Below are 16,165 nucleotides of genomic sequence, written 5' to 3'. Positions count from 1 at the left end.
GCCATGTCCAATCCGAAGGACGACAGTTACGTCAAGGCCCGGGCGTTGGCCCGGGCGGCCCGTGGAGGACCACTGGCCGGGCTGCTCGGCGACCCGAACGTCAGCGGGCTCGCCTACGGCAGACGGGAGGTCAGCGGCCGCCGCACGGACGAGCCGGCCCTGGTGGTGTACGTGGTACGCAAGGTGCCGAGGCAGTTCCTACCGACCACCCGGTTGCTGCCGCGGCGGGTCTACTTCGGGCCCGACTTCGTCGAGGTCGACGTGGTGGAGACCGGCCCGTTCTTCGCCCAGGAGTTCACCGCCCGCGAACGTCCGGCGCCCAACGGGGTGAGCGTCGCGCACGTCAACGTCACGGCCGGCACGCTCGGGGCACTGGTCACCGACAACACCGACGGTTCGCTCTGCATCCTGAGCAACAACCACGTGCTGGCGAACTCCAACGCCGGGGCGATCGGCGACGCGATCACGCAGCCCGGCTCGTACGACGGTGGCACCGCGCCGGCCGACACCATCGCCACCCTCAAGCGATTCGTGATGATCAACCCGGCCGGCAACCGGGTCGACTGCGCGATCGGCCAGGTCTCCCAGCCCAACGACGTGATCGACCAGGTCAAGAACGACATCTTCCCGGTGGCCAACGGTAACCATCCGGCGATCGGTCTGCTCTTCGCCGGCTCCTGCAACCGGACTCTGATCAACCCCATCGACGAGGTGCTGCGCCAGCTCGACGTGACATTCCTGAGCGGTGCGGGTGCCATCGCCGGCGTCGACATCGGCAGCAATGTGGAGAAGGTCGGCCGGACCACCGAGTACACCACCTCCACGGTGACCGAGCTGGATGTCAGCGCGAGCATCGACTACGGTCCCGGCGTCGGTGTGGCCACCTTCGAGGGCCAGATCGCCACCGCTCACCTGTCCGAGGGTGGCGACTCCGGGTCGGTGGTCTACCTGGGTGGCGAGGGTGGCAACGAGAGCGCCTGCGGCTGCGCCTCCAGCAGCACCGCCCGCCGGGTCCTGGACCGTGACGTCGACCTCGATGTGGCTGTCGAGAAGGAGTTCCGGCAGCGCTACCTACAGCAGACCCGGGTCGGCCGGTTCGCTGTCGACACCTACTTCGCCAACGAGGACCGGCTGGTCGCCCGGGCGCGGGCGATGAAGCTCTCCGACGCCGACCGGCGGCACCTGCAGCAGCTCTACGACACCTACGCCGAGACGGCACGCGCCGTGATGCTCCAGCCGCAGCGTTCCGAGGTGACGCTCACCACCGAGCACATCGACGAAGCCCGCAAGACGCTGCGCCGCTTCGCGGACCGGTTGACCACCGAGGAGCTCTCCGCCGCCGAGGAGGTGCTGGCGCTGGCGAACGACGCCGTTGGTCGTACTCCCGTGGAGATCCTGCGGATGCTCGACGACGAGCAACTGCTGCACAAGGCACAGGAGTTGGTCGAGCGGGTGCCCACTCTCTGTGCTCCGGGCAGTGGGCGGCGCGGCGACGGCGGCTGTGGCTGCGGTGGCGGTGGGAGCGCCGGTCACGGTGGGTAACGCACCTGAACTGGACTGGCTGGCCAGCGCCCGTACCCGGGAGGCGCTGGCCGGCCTGGACCGGCGGATGCGGGAGGCCGTCGCAGCGTCGGACCCGGCGCTGTGGGCGATGGCGACGGCACTGCAGCGCCGCGGTGGCAAGCGGATCCGTCCCGCGCTACTGCTGGTCGCGGCCGAATTCGGCACCGTCCGTCCGGCACATCTGCTCGACGCCGCCGCGGCGCTGGAGCTGCTGCACCTGGCCTCGCTCTACCACGACGACGTGATGGACCGGGCCGTCACCCGGCGGCACGGCCCCAGCGTCAACGCCGAATGGGGCGAGCCGGCGGCCGTGGTCGCCGGGACCTTCCTGGTGGCCCGGGCGATCGCCCTGCTCGCCGCCTTCGACGACCGGTACGGCCGGGAGGCGGCCGCCGCGCTCGTCGCGCTCTGCACCGGGCAGCTCCGCGAGACGGAGAACGCGTTCCACACCGGCCTGACCGAGGCGGAGCACCTGGAGATCATCGCCGGCAAGACGGCGACCCTGTTCGAGTTGCCCTGCCGGTTGGGCGCGCTGCTCGCCGGGGCGCCGCCGGCGACCGTCGAGGCGCTGGCCGGGTACGGCCACGACCTCGGCGTCGCCTTCCAACTCGCCGACGACGCGCTCGACGTGCGCGGCAGCTACGCGGCGCTCGGCAAGCGGCCGCTGACGGACGTGCGAGAAGGGATCTACACCATGTCGGTGCTGCGGCTGCTGGCCCGCGACACACAGGCGGCCGGCCGGGTACGCGACCTCCTGGAGGTACGCGAGCCCACCCCGGCGGAGCTGGCCGAGGTGGCGGAGCTGGTCGTCGCTTCGGGTGCCGTGGACGAGGTCCTCGCCGAGGCCCGGAGCCGGGCCACTCGGGCCGCCCGGCGGCTCGACCCGCTGCCGCCCGGCCCGGCCCGGGACTCGCTGGTCCGACTCGCCGACTACGCCGTCACCAGGGCGGGTTGAGGTGGCTACGCCGGACCCGCCGATGGTCCCGGACCGGCTCGACGGCTTCGACGCGGTCGTCGTGGGCGCCGGCCCGGGCGGCGCGGCCGCGGCCTACCGGCTGGCGGTGCTGGGTCGTCGGGTTCTGCTGATCGATCGGCGCGAGTTCCCCCGCGACAAGTGCTGCGGCGACGGCCTGACCCGCAGCGCGGTGCGTCTGCTCGCGGACATGGGAGTGCTCGACGAGCTGACGGGTGCCCAGCGGGTCGGCGGGGTGCGGATCCGGATGCGCGGGCGGGGTGGTCGCGACTTCCACTACGAGGACCCCGACGGCACCGGGTACGGCATGGTGGTGCCCCGGCTGGAGCTGGACGCGGTGCTGTGCCGGCGGGCGGTGCGCGCCGGCGCGGTGCTCTGGACCGGTGCACGGGCCACCCGGCTGCTCGGCGGCGCCGCCGGGGTCCACGGTGTGCAGGTCGAGTACGCGGGCCGCCGCTTCGCGCTGCGTACCCCGGCTGTGGTCGCTGCCGACGGGGCCTCCTCGCGGCTGGCCCATCAGGCCGGGTTGCGGAGTCCGGACCGGGAGTGGACCGGGTTCGCCGCCCGGGGCTACTTCACCCAGGTGGCGGACCTCGACGAACTGCTGGAGATCCACCTCCCGCTGGCGGACGTCACGGACCGCCGGGTGCTGCCCTCCTACGGCTGGGTGTTTCCGGTCGGCGACGGGACGGCAAACGTCGGCGTGGGCCTCTTCGACCCGGCCCACCGGGAGAACGTCCGACTGCTGTACGAGCGTTTCGTCACCGAGCTGGTGGCGACCGACCACCGGTTCCGGGCCGCCCGTCCGGCCGGACCGATGACAGGTGCGCCGCTGCGGCTGGACTTCGACCCGTCCCGGTGCGGTGTGCCTGGGCTGCTGCTGGTCGGCGACGCGGCGGGGCTGGTGAGCCCGTTCACCGGTGAGGGCATCAGCTTCGCCTTGGAATCGGGCCTGCTCGCCGCCGACCGGATCGACACGGCACTTCGCCGCGCCGAGACGGGACCGGTGGACCCAGCTCCGTACGCTCGGCAGCTGGCCGCCCGGCAGTCCGGCTACTTCGAGACCGGCCGGTACTCGGTGCGCCGCTACCTGCTCGCCTGGCGGGTGCTCGACGCCACCTTCGACGACGACCGGCCACTGTTCGCCCTCTGCCGCCGGCTGGCGCTCTTCCCCGACGGGGCACGGGCGGGTGTTCTGCTGGACCCGCTGCCCCAGCCAGCTCCGGAACTTGCCCGTGACCTGCGGCGCGATCTGATGGCGGTGGGCGAGCTGCTGGCCGGCTGCGTACGCGAGGACTGGCCGATGTTCGTCCGGCTCGGCGGGGTGGACGAGGACCTGTCGACCCTCTCGCTGCGTCCGGCGGTGCTGCTGCTGGTCGCCGCGGCGGTCGGGGGCCGTGAGCATCCGCTTCGGCACGCCCTCGCCGCAGCTGTTGACCTGGGTCTGCTCGCCGGGCTGGCGGTGGACAGCGCCCGGGAGGAGCCCCGGTCGACCGGGCCCCGACCGACGCCGTGGGGCAATCGGTTCGCGGTGCTGGTCGCGGACTTCCTGTTGGCCCGTGCCTACGAGTTCGCCGCGCAGGGCGGCGGCCCAGTGGTCGCCGAGTTCGCCGAGGCGTTGACCGTGGCCTGTGAAGGTCGGGCTCAGGAGTTGCGCGACGACCCGTCGTCGGGCGGCGGAGCCGGCGGCGCCGTCCTGGCCGGGCGCGCGGCCATCGCGTTCGAGTTGCCGTGTCGGCTCGGCGGTCGGCTCGGAGGCGCCCGGGTTCCGGTGGTGAACGCGCTGGCCACGTACGGTCGTGAGGTCGGCGCGGCCCACGCCCTCGGCGAGCAGCTTCGGGAGCTGGCAGGGGCGTCCCGGTGGGGTGGGGCGGCACAGCCCGGGGCGGTTGCGCCCGACGACCCCCGGGTGGCCGGTCTGCTCGGCCTGATCGCCGAACACGCCCAACGGGCGCGAGAGGCGCTGCGGATCGTGCCCGCCGGTCCGGCCCGCGAGCTGCTGGCTCGGCTGGCCACGCCCGGGTTGCCGGGCCGCGTGGACCCCGAAGGCAGAGTGATGTCGGTCACGTAGCGGCGTCGGGCGGGCCGGTCCGGGGCTCCGGTGCGAGTGATCGGCGCTTCATCTGGCAGAATGGGTCGCTGGTATCCGGCGCGCGTCCGGCGCCCTCTAACCCGGGCGCGTCGCCAGTCCACCGAGTAGTCTCCGGCCCAACCCCACGGGTCCGGTCGGCGCTCACCCATGCACACCGCCCGTTTGGGCCGGTGAGATCGCAACAGGAGCGAAACAACTGTGGCCGTAAAGATCCGGCTCCTGCGGATGGGCAAGATCCGCAACCCGCAGTACCGCATCGTCATCGCCGACTCGCGCACCAAGCGTGACGGTCGGGCGATCGAGTTCGTCGGGGTTTACCAGCCCAAGGAAGACCCCTCGATCATCGAGGTCAAGTCGGAGCGGGTCCAGTACTGGCTGTCCGTCGGCGCTCAGCCGAGCGAGGCGGTGCAGCGGCTGCTGGAGCTGACCGGTGACTGGCAGAAGTACAAGGGCCTGCCGGCCCCGCCGCCGCTCCTGGTCGCCCCCGAGCGGGCCGACCGCAAGGCGACGTACGAGGCTGAGGCGAAGGCCGCCGCCGGGCTCGCCCCGGAGACCCCGGCCAAGCCGGCCAAGAAGGCCGCCAAGGCTGCCGAGGCTCCGAAGACCGAGGCTGCGGCTGAGGCTCCGGCTGCCGAGGCGCCGAAGACCGAGGCTCCGGCCGAGGCCCCGGCCGCTGCCGACTCCGGTGAGCAGGCCTGACATGCCACTGCGTCCGGCGTTGGAGCACCTGGTCAAGGGCATCGTCGACCACCCGGATGACGTCCGGGTGCGGCTTGTCGATTCCCGTCGGGGCAAGCGGCTCGAAGTCCGCGTGCACCCCGAGGACCTCGGCACTGTGATCGGGCGGTCCGGCCGGACCGCCAAGGCGCTGCGCCAGGTGATCGGCTCCATCGGCGGCCGCGGGGTTCGCGTCGACATCGTCGACTCGTACTGATGCAACTCGTCGTCGGCAGGATCGGCAAGCCGCACGGTGTCCGCGGTGAGGTCACCGTGGAAGTGCGGACCGACGAGCCCGAGGCACGGTTCGCCCCTGGCACAGTGCTGCGCACTGAGCCAGGGGCGACGCCCCCGCCTGCGCGCAACACTGTGCTGGGCACTGAGCCAGGGGCAACACCCCCGCCCGCCCGCAACAGTGAGCCAGGGGCGACGCCCGCGGACGGGCCTGGCCTGCCGTTCCGGGTTCCGGCTGAGCTGACCATCGAGGAAGCCCGCTTCCACCAGGGTCGGGTGCTTATCGCGTTCGAAGGCATCCCGGACCGCAACACCGCCGAGGCGCTGCGCGGGACGCTGCTCGTGATGGACAGCGCCGACGTGGCCCCACCGGACGACCCGGAGGAGTTCCACGACCACCAGTTGGTCGGGTTGGCCGTGGTGACCCCGGCCGGCGAACGCCTGGGCGAGGTCGCCCGCATCGACCACGCGCCCTCCTCCGACCTGTTGGTGCTGCGGCGCCCCGAGGGGCGTACCGCGTTGATCCCGTTCGTCCGGGCGATCGTTCCGGAGGTCGACCTGGCCGGCGGACGTGTGATCGTCGACCCGCCAGCCGGACTGCTCGACCTTTAGGACCAGCCCGCATGCGCGTCGACGTCGTGTCGATCTTTCCGGAGTACTTCGCCCCGCTGGACCTGTCGCTGATCGGACGGGCGCGGGCCAACGGCGTACTCCAACTCGCCGTGCACGACCTGCGGACCTGGACCCACGACGTGCACCGCACGGTCGACGACACCCCGTACGGCGGCGGGCCGGGGATGGTGATGCGCCCGGAGCCGTGGGGTGAGGCACTGGACGCCCTCGCACCGGTCGACGCCCCGCCGCCCCGGCTGCTGGTGCCGTCGCCGGCCGGTGCCCCCTTCACCCAGGCCATGGCGTACGAGTTGGCGGCCGAGTCGCATCTGCTCTTCGCCTGCGGCCGCTACGAGGGGATCGACCAGCGGGTCCTGGCGCACGCCGCCACCCGGATGCCGGTCACCGAGGTGTCGCTCGGCGACTACGTGCTCTTCGGCGGCGAGGTCGCGGTCCTGGTGATGGTGGAGGCGGTCACCCGGCTGCTGCCGGGGGTGCTGGGCAACGCGGGCTCGCTGGACGAGGAGTCGCACGCGCACGGGTTGCTGGAGGCGCCGATCTACACCAAGCCGCCGAGTTGGCGTGGGCACGACGTGCCGGAGGTGCTCCGCTCCGGTGACCACGGCAAGATCGCCCGCTGGCGGCGCGAGGAGGGTCTGCTGCGCACCGCGGCCCGCCGCCCGGACCTGCTGGCCGCGCTGCCCGCCGACCGGCTCGACAAACGGGACATCGCGGCCCTCGACCAGGCCGGATTTCAACCTCCGCCGGGGGATGTGGCAAAGTAGGGGGGTTGCCGCATCCGTCCGCGCCCGCGGTCGGCTGCGAGGATCCCCGACCGGGGGTCGGTCCGCCGATCACCACCCGGGAATCAGAATCACCCACCCGCGCACCGAGTGACGGTGCGCCGTGAGCCTTACGAGGACGCAGCGATGAACATCCTGGACGCCCTTGACGCCCAGTCGAAGCGGACCGACCTTCCCGACTTCCGGGCCGGTGACACCGTCAAGGTGCACGCCCGCGTCGTCGAGGGCAACCGGTCCCGTGTCCAGATCTTCCAGGGCGTCGTGATCCGCCGCCAGGGTGACGGTCTGCGCGAGACCTTCTCGGTCCGCAAGGTCAGCTTCGGCGTCGGCGTCGAGCGGACCTACCCGATCAACGGCCCGGGCATCGACCGGATCGAGGTCGTGACCCGCGGTGACGTGCGTCGCGCCAAGCTCTACTACCTGCGCGAGCTGCGCGGCAAGAAGGCCAAGATCAAGGAGAAGCGGGAGAAGCAGCCCAGCTGACTTCCCGTTCGCCACGCCGCCCGAGCTGCGCGTATGCCGTACCGACCAGAGCGCACTACCCTGGTCGGTACGGGCGCAGTGAGGCGGCGGTCCCGCCCAGGTGGCGGGCAGTTGTCCACTACCGCCCGTGGAGCCTCGACGAGGCTCCCGGGCGGTGGTGTTTCTGCGGACCGGGGAGTGGCGTGGTGCAGACGCTTGACGAGGACGGCACCGTCGATCCGTGGCGCCGACGGGCTCGCCGCACCCGCCGGCAGATGCCCCTCTGGCAGGAGCTGCCGCTGCTGTTGGTGGTCGCGTTCTGCCTCGCGGTGCTGATCCGCACCTTCCTGCTCCAGGCGTTCTTCATCCCGTCCGGCTCGATGGAGGACACCCTCCTCGTCGGTGACCGGGTGTTGGTCAACAAGGTCGTCTACGACGTTCGTGACCCGCTGCGCGGCGAGGTGGTGGTCTTCCGGGGCACCGACCGCTGGGCGCCGCAGGTCGACGACCAGCCGAAGCCCGGTGTCGCCGGCCGGCTCGCCCGTACCGTCGGTGATCTGATCGGGGTGAGCCGCCCCGGTGAGAAGGACTTCATCAAGCGGGTCATCGGTCTCCCCGGTGACCGGGTCAAGTGCTGCGACAGCCAGGGGCGGGTGACCGTCAACGGCACCCCGCTCAACGAGCCGTACGTCCTGCGGGACTCACCACTGGACCTGCCGCCCAACCCGGCGGAGTGTCGCTCCCGGCGCTTCGACGAGGTGGTCGTGCCGCCCGGTCAGATCTTCGTGATGGGCGACCACCGAGAGGTCTCCCAGGACGCGCGTTGCCAGGGGCCGGTGCCGATCGCCAACGTGGTCGGCCGGGCCTTCATGGTGGTCTGGCCCTCGTCGCGGTGGAGCGCGCTGTCGGTGCCGCCGACGTTCGAGGACGTGTCCGGGGCGGCCACGGCGTCCCCTGGTACGCCTCCGGTGCGACCGACTCCGCAGGGCGGTGTGCTGCTGATGCTGCCGTTGGCAGCCGCGCTACGCGGTTCCCGCGCGTTCCGGACGGTGCCGTCCAGTCGGGCAACGTAGGCTCCTTTGCGTGATTGACGAGCAGACCGACAAGCCGCGCAGCTCCTTCTGGAAGGAGCTGCCGATCCTGCTGGGTGTGGCGATCCTGGTCGCGGTGCTGGTCCGCGCCTTCGTGCTGCAGACCTTCTTCATCCCCTCCCCGTCCATGGAAAACACTCTCAAGATCGATGACCGGGTGCTGGTCAACAAGCTGGTCTACGACTTCCGATCACCGCACCGGGGCGAGGTGATCGTGTTCAAGGCTCCGACCGAGTGGAGCGGCAACCCCGACGGTGAGGACTTCATCAAGCGGGTGATCGGCATCCCCGGCGACCACGTGGTCTGCTGCGACCCGGAGGAACGGTTGATGATCAACGGCAAGTCGCTGGACGAGCCGTACATCTTCTCCCTGGACGGGGTTCGCGACAAGCCGGCCGACCAGGAGTTCGACATCACCGTGCCGAAGGGCCGGCTGTGGGTGATGGGCGACCACCGCTCGGCCTCCGGCGACTCGTTGGAGCACTGGCAGCAGTCCCAGCAGAACATCACCGAGGCCACGATCCCCGAGGACTCCGTGGTCGGGCGGGCGTTCACCGTCTTCTGGCCGGTCAGCCGGGCCACCTGGCTCACCGTGCCCGACGGGTTCGACGGCATTCCCAAGCCGTAGGCCGACGGGGCGTGGGCGATCCGTCCTCGGTCTGGCAGGCTGGTGCGGTGACCGTCTACACCCCTCGACGCGCGGCTCGCGTGCTGCTCCTCGACGCGGCCGGCCGGGTCCTGCTGTTCGAGGGCTTCGACCCGGCCCGACCCGGGCACCGATACTGGTTCACGCCCGGAGGCGGACTCGATCCGTCGGAGTCGCCCGCGGCGGGCGCGGCCCGGGAGTTGGCCGAGGAAACCGGCCTGCGGCTCGACCCGGCCCAGTTGGGCGAGCCGGTCTGGTCCGACGCGACAGAGTTCTCCTTCGACGGCATCTGGTACCGCCAGGAGCAGGATTTCTTCCTCTTCCGGGTGGACTCCTGGCGGGTGGACACCACGGGCTTCAACGACATCGAGCGACGCAGCATCGCCGACCACCGCTGGTGGGTTCCGGACGAGCTGGCGGCCAGCGGTGACCGGTTCTACCCGCCGGAACTGCCCGCCCTGCTGACCCGGCTCGGGCAGTCGACCGCCGCCGACCAGGACGAGGCATCGTGCTGACCCCGCCGCGCACCGTGGTGCGCCGAGAGGCCGGCCTGTACGCCCTGGAGCGGGCGTTGCAGCGACGTGGCTTCCGGCACGTCGCCGGTGCCGACGAGGCGGGCCGTGGTGCGTGCGCCGGCCCGCTGGTCGCCGCCGCGGCGGTGCTGCCCGAGGGGCGGCGCGGCGAGATAGAGGGGCTGGCCGACTCGAAGCTGCTCACCCCGGCCAGCCGGGAACGGGTGTACGCGGAGGTCGTGGACCGCGCGCTCGCGTACGCCGTGGTGGTCATCCCGGCCGAGGAGGTCGACGCCCGGGGCCTGCACGTGTGCAACCTGGCCGCGATGCGTCGGGCGCTCGCCTCGCTCACCACCCGCCCGGAGTACGTGCTGACCGACGGGTTCGGCGTGGACGGCCTGGGTGCGCCCGGGCTGGCGGTGTGGAAGGGCGACCGGGTGGCGGCGTGTGTGGCGGCGGCCAGCGTCCTGGCCAAGGTGACCCGGGACCGCCTCATGGTGGAGTTGGACGGGGTGTTCCCGGCGTACGGCTTCGCCGAGCACAAGGGCTACATCACCCCGGAGCACTCGGCGGCGCTGCGCGAGCACGGGCCGTGCCGGGAGCACCGGTTCTCGTACGTCAATGTCGCCGCGGTCTCCGGCCGCGACGGCCGGCCGCCGCGCGCCCGACGGCCCGGCGGGCAAGGCCCGGATGAGCCGATGGAGCGCTCATGGGCGTCAGGGGGTACCGTCGGCGTGGCGTTGGGCGAGCAGCCTCGGCCTCCGACGCCGGTGGGGGAAGATGTGGCCATGGAAGGCGGAGTGCGATGAGCGCGGAAGATCTCGAGAAGTACGAGACCGAGATGGAGCTGCAGCTCTACCGGGAGTACCGCGACATTGTCCGCCAATTCTCCTACGTGGTGGAGACGGAGCGTCGGTTCTACCTGGCCAACCAGGTCGACCTGCACGTGCGTAACTCCGACGGCGAGGTCTACTTCGAGGTCGAGATGCACGACGCCTGGGTGTGGGACATGTACCGTCCTGCCCGCTTCGTGAAGAACGTCCGGGTGATGACCTTCAAGGACGTCAACGTCGAAGAGTTGGAGAAGCCGGACATCTCGCTGCCCGCCGACTCCGGCTTCGGCGGCTGAGCGCACCCGAGCCCTCTGGGCCGTGCCACGGGCCCCCACCCGTGGCGTGACACCCGCCGCCGATCACTCGGCCGGCACCACGACCTCGACCCGCTGCACCATGTTGTTGGCGAAGCCGCCACGGTTCCACGGCTGCGCGACCGGCTGGGTCCGCCCGGACGCGTCGGTCGCCCGCGCGCCGAGCACGTACCGGCCGGGGGCGGCGACCCACTCGTGCCGCCAGCGCCGCCAGGCGAAATCCCCCGCGTCCGTCGGGTCCAGCTCGGCAGGCGTCCAGCTCTCCCCGCCGTCGGTGGTCACCTCCACGGCGACCACCGGCGCGTGCCCCGACCAGGCCCGACCGTCCAGGGTGCACGGGCCGGGTCGCAGCACCCGGCGACGGGACATGAAGTCGGGGAAGCCGGGCGGGCGGACCAGGGCCCGCGGCTCGATCCGCGTGACCGGCACGCCCGGGTCGTCGGCGTCGCGGCGCACCCGGTAGGCGACGGCGTTCTGGTACCCCTCGAACGGCTCGGTCCGCAGCTCGACGGAGTGGACCCACTTCACGTGCGCCATGCCGTACCAGCCCGGCACGATCAGCCGCAGCGGCGCGCCGTGCTGCGGCAGCAGGGGAGCGCCGTTCATCTCGTACGCCAGCAGCACCTCCTCGCGCAGCGCGTCGGCGACCGGAAGCGCCCGCTGGTAGTCCTGCTCGACCCCGCGTTCCACACCGTGATCGGCGCCGGTGAAGACCACGTCCACGGCGTCCGGGTCGATGCCCGCCTCCCGTAGCAGCGGAGCGAGGGGGGTGCCGGTCCACTCGGCGTTGCCGACCGCCTCGACCAGCCAGGGCTGGCTGACCGGCCGGGGGTGCAGCAGGGCCCGCCCGTTGCCGGCGCACTCCAGCGTCACCTGTCGGGTGACCCGGGGCCGCTCGCGAAGGTCGGCGAGGGTGACCGTCAGCGGCCGGTCCACCGCCCCGCCGATGGTCAGCGTGTGGGTCGCCGGGTCGAGCTCCGGAATGTCGTAGTGGATCAGCAGGTAGTGCAGCCCGGCCGGGGTGACGTCGTAGCGCAGCGCCTCCAACGGAATGCCGTGGTTGCGGGCCGCGAGCTGCAACTCCTCGGCGCTGATCGCCTCGTCCGGCTCGGCGAGCCGGGACGGGCCGCTCACGTCGGCCACGGTGGGCCCGGTGGGGGACGACGTCCGGTCATCGAGAGTGGTCATGCGGCCTCCCCGGTACAGACGGCGGCACCCGCCGTACGCGGCCCAGCCTAGGCCTTCCGTGGCGGCCCGAAAACGGCGCCAGAGGTACGGCGGCGTGGGGTCAGCGGCCGGTACTGGTTCGTCCGAGCGATCATCAAGGGTTGTGATGATTGCGGATGAGGAATTCTGGCGGCTCGTCGCGGTGCTGGGCGGTCGGCCCGAGGCCCAGGACGACGGGCCGTACGAGCGGTTGACAGACGTGCTGGCGGACGAGCCGGTAGAGCGGATCATCGGCTTCGCCGAGACGCTCGCGTTCCACCTCCACCAACTGGACCGTCGGGTGCTCGCTCAGACCGTCCTTCCCGGCGCCGACCGACTGTCCGATGACGGCTTCCTGTACGCGCGATGCGCGGTGGTGGTGGCCGGACCGGCGGCGTTCGCTGCCGTACTGGCCGATCCGGCGGCGTTCGCGCGCTTCACCACCGACGAGGCCGCCCACGCGGAATCGATTCTCGACGTCCCGTCCGACGCCTTTGAGAAGGCGACCGGGACGGAGTGGGAGCACGTCGAGGAGTACGACTACGAGACCGGTTCCAACGAACAGTGGTGGTGACCTGGTCCGGTAGGTGTCGGGCGGGCGTCCGGGCATAGCAGATCATCGGGGGCGTCGGGTGGTCGTCCACAGCACCTCCGGTTGTCCACAGCCCCGTCGGCCGGGCCGGCGGACGACCCGGCCTCGGCCGGAGGCTGCTGTCATGCGACAGCCACCCGTCCGTTCGATCCGCCGCACGGTGCTGCTCTGCGCCGCGCTCCCGCTCGTGTTGACCGTCCAGCTCTGCGGGCTGGCAGTGCTTGTCGCGGCGGTGCCCGGCCAACCACCGACGCCAACCGCGCAGGTCGCGGCCCTCACCGTGCAGGTCGCCGACCCGGCGCCCGCCGGGCGGTTCCGCTGGCCGGTCGACGGGCCGCCCCGTCCGGTGCGCCGGTTCGACCCGCCGCCCCGGCCGTGGCTGCCCGGCCACCGCGGCGTCGACCTGGCCGCGCCGTCCGGAGCGGTGGTCCGCAGCGCCGGGCCGGGTACCGTGCTCTTCGCCGGCCTGGTGGCCGGTCGACAGGTGGTCACCGTGGGGCACGCCGACGGGCTGCGGACCACCCACGAACCAGTCCAACCCGCCGTACGCCAGGGCCAGCCGGTCACCGCTGGCGCGCCGCTTGGCGAGTTGCTGCCCGGCCACCCGGGTTGCCCGGTCGAGACGTGCCTGCACTGGGGCCTGCGCCGGGGCGAGGAGTACCTCGACCCGCTCGCACTGCTCGGCCTCGGCCCGGTGCGCCTGCTCCCGGTCGGTCCGGTGCGGTTGCTCCGGGTCGCTTCGGTGCGCCTGCTTCCGGTCGCTTCGGTCAGCGCTGGGCGAGCAGTGCCGGCAGCCGTGCCGCCAGCCGTTCGTACTCGTCGGCGGCGTTGTAGACCTGGCCGGTGAGCCGCAGCCACCCCCGGCCGTTCCAGCTCATCACGGCCACCTCGGCGGCGAGCCGCGCACCGATCCGCGCCTGCAACGCCCGCGCCGCGTCGATCGTGCTGCCCAGGCCGGCCGGCAGCGGGATGAGGCGCAGAGCTACCCCCGGCCCGCCAGGGTCGGGCAGGTCGGCGGGGCGCACCCCCAGCGCGTCACCCACCACCCGCTGGCCGTACGCGGCGAGCGCGGCGTTGTGCGCCCGCACCCGGTCGACGCCGAGACTGCGCATCGTGAACAGGCCCGCCGGGGCGGCCAGCCAGGGCGTGTAGTCGAGGGTCGCCTGCCACTCGATCCGGGCCGGGAACCCCGACTCCTGCTCCCAGGACACCACAAGCGGCTCGATCCGGTCCCGCCACTGCGGTGCCACCGTCAGCAGGGCCGTGCCGCGCGGCGCGTACGCCCACTTGTGCAGGTTGCCCACCCAGAAGTCGGCGCTGATGCTGGCCACCGGGGTGGACAGCATGCCCGGGGCGTGCGCGGCGTCCACCAGGACCGGCACGCCGTGTTCGCGGGCCACCCCGACGATGGCCGCGGTCGGGAAGAGCTTCGCGGTGGCCGAGGTGAGCTGGTCGACGACGAGCAGCCGGGTCCGCCCGGGGCGCAGGCCGGCGCGGATGGTCTGCACGATCTGCTCGTCGGTGGCGGCCAGGGGGATCGGCAGGACCCGGCTGACCGCGCCGGTACGGCGGCACTCGCGCTGGACGGCCAGGCTCACCGCCCCGTACCCGTGGTCGGTGCTCAGCACCTCGTCGCCGGCCTGGAGGCCCATCGACTGGAGCACCACGGCGACGCCGGTGGTGGTGTTGCCCACCAGGGCGCTGCCGTCCGGGTCGGCGCCCAGGAACCCGGCGAGGTGCCGGCGGCTGTGCGCGATCCGGTCGACCAGCCCCTGGGTGAAGAAACGCAGCGGGTTCGCCTCCATCTCGTCGCGCAGCCGCTGCTGGGCGCGCTGCACGCCGACCGGCACCGCGCCGAACGAGCCATGGTTGAGGTGGCTGACCGCCGGGTCCAGGGAGAAGAGCAGGCGGGCGCCCGGGATCGGCTCGGGGGGCTGCGGGTCGCTCACGTGATGATCGTAACCGCCGCGCTCGCGCGCCCTCCGACCCTTGATCAGGCGCGTGGGTGCGCCTGCCGGTACGCGGCGCGCAGCCGTTCGACCGAGACGTGGGTGTAGATCTGCGTGCTCGCCAGCGACGAGTGACCGAGCAGCTCCTGCACGGCGCGCAGGTCGGCGCCGCCCTCCAGGAGGTGGGTGGCCGCGGAGTGGCGCAGATCGTGCGGGCTGGTCCGGGGCAGCCCGGCGGTCTCGGCGTACGCACCGACGATCTGACGCGCCGTCGTCGGGTTGAGCCGACCGCCCCGGGCACCCAGCAGCAGCGCGTCGCCGGAGCGGGCGCCCACCATCGCCGGGCGGCCCCGGCGCAGCCAGTCGTCCAACGCCCGCTGGGCGGGCACCCCGTACGGCACCGAGCGTTCCCGCCCGCCCTTGCCGAACACCCGGATCACCCGCCGGCCGTGCTCGACGTCGCCAACGTCCAACCCGCACACCTCGCTGACCCGTACGCCCGTGGCGTAGAGCAGCTCCAGCAGCACCCGGTCCCGCAGCGGCACCGCCTCGGCCTCTCTCGTGCTGCCCTGCGCTGCTCCGGCCGCCGGGTCCGTGTGTGCCTGGTCCGTGCCCGCTGGGTTGGTTGTCGGTTTCTGCCGGGACGGTGCCTCGACCAGTGCGGCGGCCTGGTCGGCGCGCAGCACGCTGGGCAGTTCCCGGTGCGCGCGGGGGCTGGCCAACGCGGCGCCCACGTCGGCGGGGAGCAGCTCGGCCCGATGTGCCCAGGCGCTGAACGCCCGCGCCGACGCGGCCCGCCGCGCCAGCGACGTGCGGGCCGCACCTGTGGTGCGCTGTCGCGCCAGCCAACTGCGCAGCACCGACAGGTCCAGCTCGGCGAGGTCGACGCAGCCCATCCGGACGGCGTGGTCGAGCAGCGAGACGAGATCGGTGACGTACGCACGGACGGTGTGCGCCGACCGGTTACGGACCCGGGAAAGGTGCTCGGCGAAGTCGTCGACCGCGTCACGCAGCGCTGGCGGTAACGCCTGGTGCATGGCCCGGGTGCCCCGGTCCGGCCGGCTCATCGTGGCCACGCCGACGTGCGGGCCGGTTCGACGGCCCCGGCACCCTCACTCACGGCTAGCACGGCACCAGCGTACGGCGGGTCCGCCTACGCCAGCCCACCCCGCAACACCCGCCACTTCCACTGGTTCTGCGGTCGGCACAGCACCGGGGGACCTCGACGAGGGTTCACCCTCAGCCACGGCTGGCACCGGACCAGCCGCCGGCCGAGCGGTGCGGATCACCGGCCCCGTCCGTGGCGGTGTTTGCCCGACTACCGGCGGTTGCTTCTCTTGCTCAGGAACACGAGCAAGCCGACAACGAGCACGGCGGTCACGACGAGACAGCAGAGCACGCTGATGTGCCACGGCTTGATTGCACCCATGACCGGGCACGGTACCGGCAGTATCGGCTGGCCGGGGCCCCGAGCCCGAGAAGGTGCGGGCATCCAGGCCACCCCGGCCGGCCCGCCGATGCCGCGGCTGGCGCCGGTGACGAGGACGACCGGCGCTGACGCATCGG

At 72.5% G+C, this 16,165-nt stretch carries 18 protein-coding genes; 15 read left to right on the top strand and 3 right to left on the bottom strand.

Features of this window, described 5'->3' with window-relative positions:
- The first annotated feature begins 3 nt into the window (after positions 1 to 3).
- The 13 genes from ACLQ3B_RS17185 to ACLQ3B_RS17125 all read left to right on the top strand — a co-directional run bounded on the left by ACLQ3B_RS17185 (position 4) and on the right by ACLQ3B_RS17125 (position 10,834).
- Positions 4 to 1,542, top strand: a complete 1,539-nt coding sequence (locus ACLQ3B_RS17185) for a hypothetical protein (protein WP_425781757.1) — start codon at positions 4 to 6, stop codon at positions 1,540 to 1,542.
- Positions 1,535 to 2,518, top strand: coding sequence for a polyprenyl synthetase family protein (locus tag ACLQ3B_RS17180; protein WP_425781756.1), 984 nt, complete (start codon positions 1,535 to 1,537; stop codon positions 2,516 to 2,518). Before ACLQ3B_RS17185 ends, ACLQ3B_RS17180 begins: the two co-directional genes overlap by 8 nt.
- Position 2,519: 1 nt before the next feature.
- Entirely contained in the window at positions 2,520 to 4,607 is a 2,088-nt protein-coding gene (locus ACLQ3B_RS17175; protein WP_425781755.1) for a geranylgeranyl reductase family protein, read from the top strand.
- Between the two features lie 219 nt (positions 4,608 to 4,826).
- Positions 4,827 to 5,327 carry a 30S ribosomal protein S16 gene (gene rpsP / locus ACLQ3B_RS17170; RefSeq protein ID WP_425781754.1) on the top strand — a complete coding sequence of 167 codons (501 nt, stop codon included), beginning with the start codon at positions 4,827 to 4,829 and terminating at the stop codon, positions 5,325 to 5,327.
- Positions 5,302 to 5,562 carry an RNA-binding protein gene (locus ACLQ3B_RS17165; protein WP_186718042.1) on the top strand — a complete coding sequence of 87 codons (261 nt, stop codon included), beginning with the start codon at positions 5,302 to 5,304 and terminating at the stop codon, positions 5,560 to 5,562. Before rpsP ends, ACLQ3B_RS17165 begins: the two co-directional genes overlap by 26 nt.
- Positions 5,562 to 6,191, top strand: coding sequence for a ribosome maturation factor RimM (gene rimM / locus ACLQ3B_RS17160; RefSeq protein WP_425781753.1), 630 nt, complete (start codon positions 5,562 to 5,564; stop codon positions 6,189 to 6,191). Before ACLQ3B_RS17165 ends, rimM begins: the two co-directional genes overlap by 1 nt.
- 11 nt (positions 6,192 to 6,202) lie before the next feature.
- Complete coding sequence (gene trmD, locus ACLQ3B_RS17155; RefSeq protein ID WP_425781752.1) at positions 6,203 to 6,976, top strand: tRNA (guanosine(37)-N1)-methyltransferase TrmD; 774 nt, start codon at positions 6,203 to 6,205, stop codon at positions 6,974 to 6,976.
- Positions 6,977 to 7,120: 144 nt separating this feature from the next.
- Entirely contained in the window at positions 7,121 to 7,477 is a 357-nt protein-coding gene (gene rplS, locus ACLQ3B_RS17150) for a 50S ribosomal protein L19 (protein WP_030487486.1), read from the top strand.
- A 182-nt stretch (positions 7,478 to 7,659) separates the two neighbouring features.
- A complete protein-coding gene (gene lepB / locus ACLQ3B_RS17145) occupies positions 7,660 to 8,529 on the top strand; it encodes a signal peptidase I (protein WP_425781751.1) in 870 nt (289 codons plus the stop codon).
- A gap of 10 nt (positions 8,530 to 8,539) precedes the next feature.
- Positions 8,540 to 9,175 carry a signal peptidase I gene (lepB, locus tag ACLQ3B_RS17140; protein WP_425781750.1) on the top strand — a complete coding sequence of 212 codons (636 nt, stop codon included), beginning with the start codon at positions 8,540 to 8,542 and terminating at the stop codon, positions 9,173 to 9,175.
- Positions 9,176 to 9,222: 47 nt separating this feature from the next.
- Positions 9,223 to 9,708 (top strand): NUDIX hydrolase, encoded by a 486-nt coding sequence (locus tag ACLQ3B_RS17135; RefSeq protein WP_425781749.1) that lies wholly within the window; start codon positions 9,223 to 9,225, stop codon positions 9,706 to 9,708.
- Positions 9,702 to 10,514, top strand: coding sequence for a ribonuclease HII (locus ACLQ3B_RS17130; protein ID WP_425781748.1), 813 nt, complete (start codon positions 9,702 to 9,704; stop codon positions 10,512 to 10,514). Before ACLQ3B_RS17135 ends, ACLQ3B_RS17130 begins: the two co-directional genes overlap by 7 nt.
- Positions 10,511 to 10,834 (top strand): DUF2469 domain-containing protein, encoded by a 324-nt coding sequence (locus ACLQ3B_RS17125; protein WP_007075222.1) that lies wholly within the window; start codon positions 10,511 to 10,513, stop codon positions 10,832 to 10,834. The genes ACLQ3B_RS17130 and ACLQ3B_RS17125 overlap by 4 nt, the downstream gene beginning before the upstream one ends.
- Positions 10,835 to 10,897: 63 nt before the next feature.
- Here the strand turns inward: ACLQ3B_RS17125 and ACLQ3B_RS17120 are convergent, their stop codons facing one another.
- Positions 10,898 to 12,040 (bottom strand): sulfite oxidase, encoded by a 1,143-nt coding sequence (locus tag ACLQ3B_RS17120; protein ID WP_425781747.1) that lies wholly within the window; start codon positions 12,038 to 12,040, stop codon positions 10,898 to 10,900.
- 145 nt (positions 12,041 to 12,185) lie between these two features.
- Here ACLQ3B_RS17120 and ACLQ3B_RS17115 point away from each other — a divergent pair, with 145 nt between their 5' ends.
- Both ACLQ3B_RS17115 and ACLQ3B_RS17110 read left to right on the top strand, forming a co-directional pair.
- A complete protein-coding gene (locus ACLQ3B_RS17115) occupies positions 12,186 to 12,632 on the top strand; it encodes a DUF4240 domain-containing protein (RefSeq protein ID WP_425782134.1) in 447 nt (148 codons plus the stop codon).
- Between the two features lie 142 nt (positions 12,633 to 12,774).
- On the top strand, positions 12,775 to 13,497 hold the full coding sequence (locus ACLQ3B_RS17110) for a murein hydrolase activator EnvC family protein (RefSeq protein WP_425781746.1): 723 nt from the start codon (positions 12,775 to 12,777) through the stop codon (positions 13,495 to 13,497).
- On the opposite strand, the gene ACLQ3B_RS17105 is transcribed toward ACLQ3B_RS17110, so the two are convergent.
- Together ACLQ3B_RS17105 and ACLQ3B_RS17100 are read right to left on the bottom strand one after the other, a co-directional pair.
- A complete protein-coding gene (locus tag ACLQ3B_RS17105) occupies positions 13,418 to 14,599 on the bottom strand; it encodes an aminotransferase class V-fold PLP-dependent enzyme (protein ID WP_425781745.1) in 1,182 nt (393 codons plus the stop codon). The two genes, ACLQ3B_RS17110 and ACLQ3B_RS17105, sit on opposite strands and share 80 nt — an antisense overlap.
- Before the next feature lie 44 nt (positions 14,600 to 14,643).
- Positions 14,644 to 15,666 carry a tyrosine recombinase XerC gene (locus tag ACLQ3B_RS17100; RefSeq protein WP_425781744.1) on the bottom strand — a complete coding sequence of 341 codons (1,023 nt, stop codon included), beginning with the start codon at positions 15,664 to 15,666 and terminating at the stop codon, positions 14,644 to 14,646.
- Positions 15,667 to 16,165 lie beyond the last annotated feature (499 nt).

Origin of the sequence: Micromonospora sp. DT53 (assembly GCF_049841535.1) — a bacterium.
Taxonomy (GTDB): Bacteria; Actinomycetota; Actinomycetes; order Mycobacteriales; family Micromonosporaceae; genus Micromonospora.
This window is presented reverse-complemented; position numbering and strand designations above follow the sequence as displayed.

Excerpts from the sequence above, each read along its gene's own strand:
- ACLQ3B_RS17185 (WP_425781757.1), top strand. The coding sequence starts at position 4 with ATGTCCAATCCGAAGGACGACAGTTACGTCAAGGCCCGGGCGTTGGCC.
- rimM (WP_425781753.1), top strand. The coding sequence starts at position 5,562 with ATGCAACTCGTCGTCGGCAGGATCGGCAAGCCGCACGGTGTCCGCGGT.
- trmD (WP_425781752.1), top strand. The coding sequence starts at position 6,203 with ATGCGCGTCGACGTCGTGTCGATCTTTCCGGAGTACTTCGCCCCGCTG.
- rplS (WP_030487486.1), top strand. The coding sequence starts at position 7,121 with ATGAACATCCTGGACGCCCTTGACGCCCAGTCGAAGCGGACCGACCTT.
- ACLQ3B_RS17125 (WP_007075222.1), top strand. The coding sequence starts at position 10,511 with ATGAGCGCGGAAGATCTCGAGAAGTACGAGACCGAGATGGAGCTGCAG.
- ACLQ3B_RS17120 (WP_425781747.1), bottom strand. The coding sequence starts at position 12,040 with ATGACCACTCTCGATGACCGGACGTCGTCCCCCACCGGGCCCACCGTG.
- ACLQ3B_RS17115 (WP_425782134.1), top strand. The coding sequence starts at position 12,186 with ATGATTGCGGATGAGGAATTCTGGCGGCTCGTCGCGGTGCTGGGCGGT.
- ACLQ3B_RS17110 (WP_425781746.1), top strand. The coding sequence starts at position 12,775 with ATGCGACAGCCACCCGTCCGTTCGATCCGCCGCACGGTGCTGCTCTGC.
- ACLQ3B_RS17100 (WP_425781744.1), bottom strand. The coding sequence starts at position 15,666 with ATGAGCCGGCCGGACCGGGGCACCCGGGCCATGCACCAGGCGTTACCG.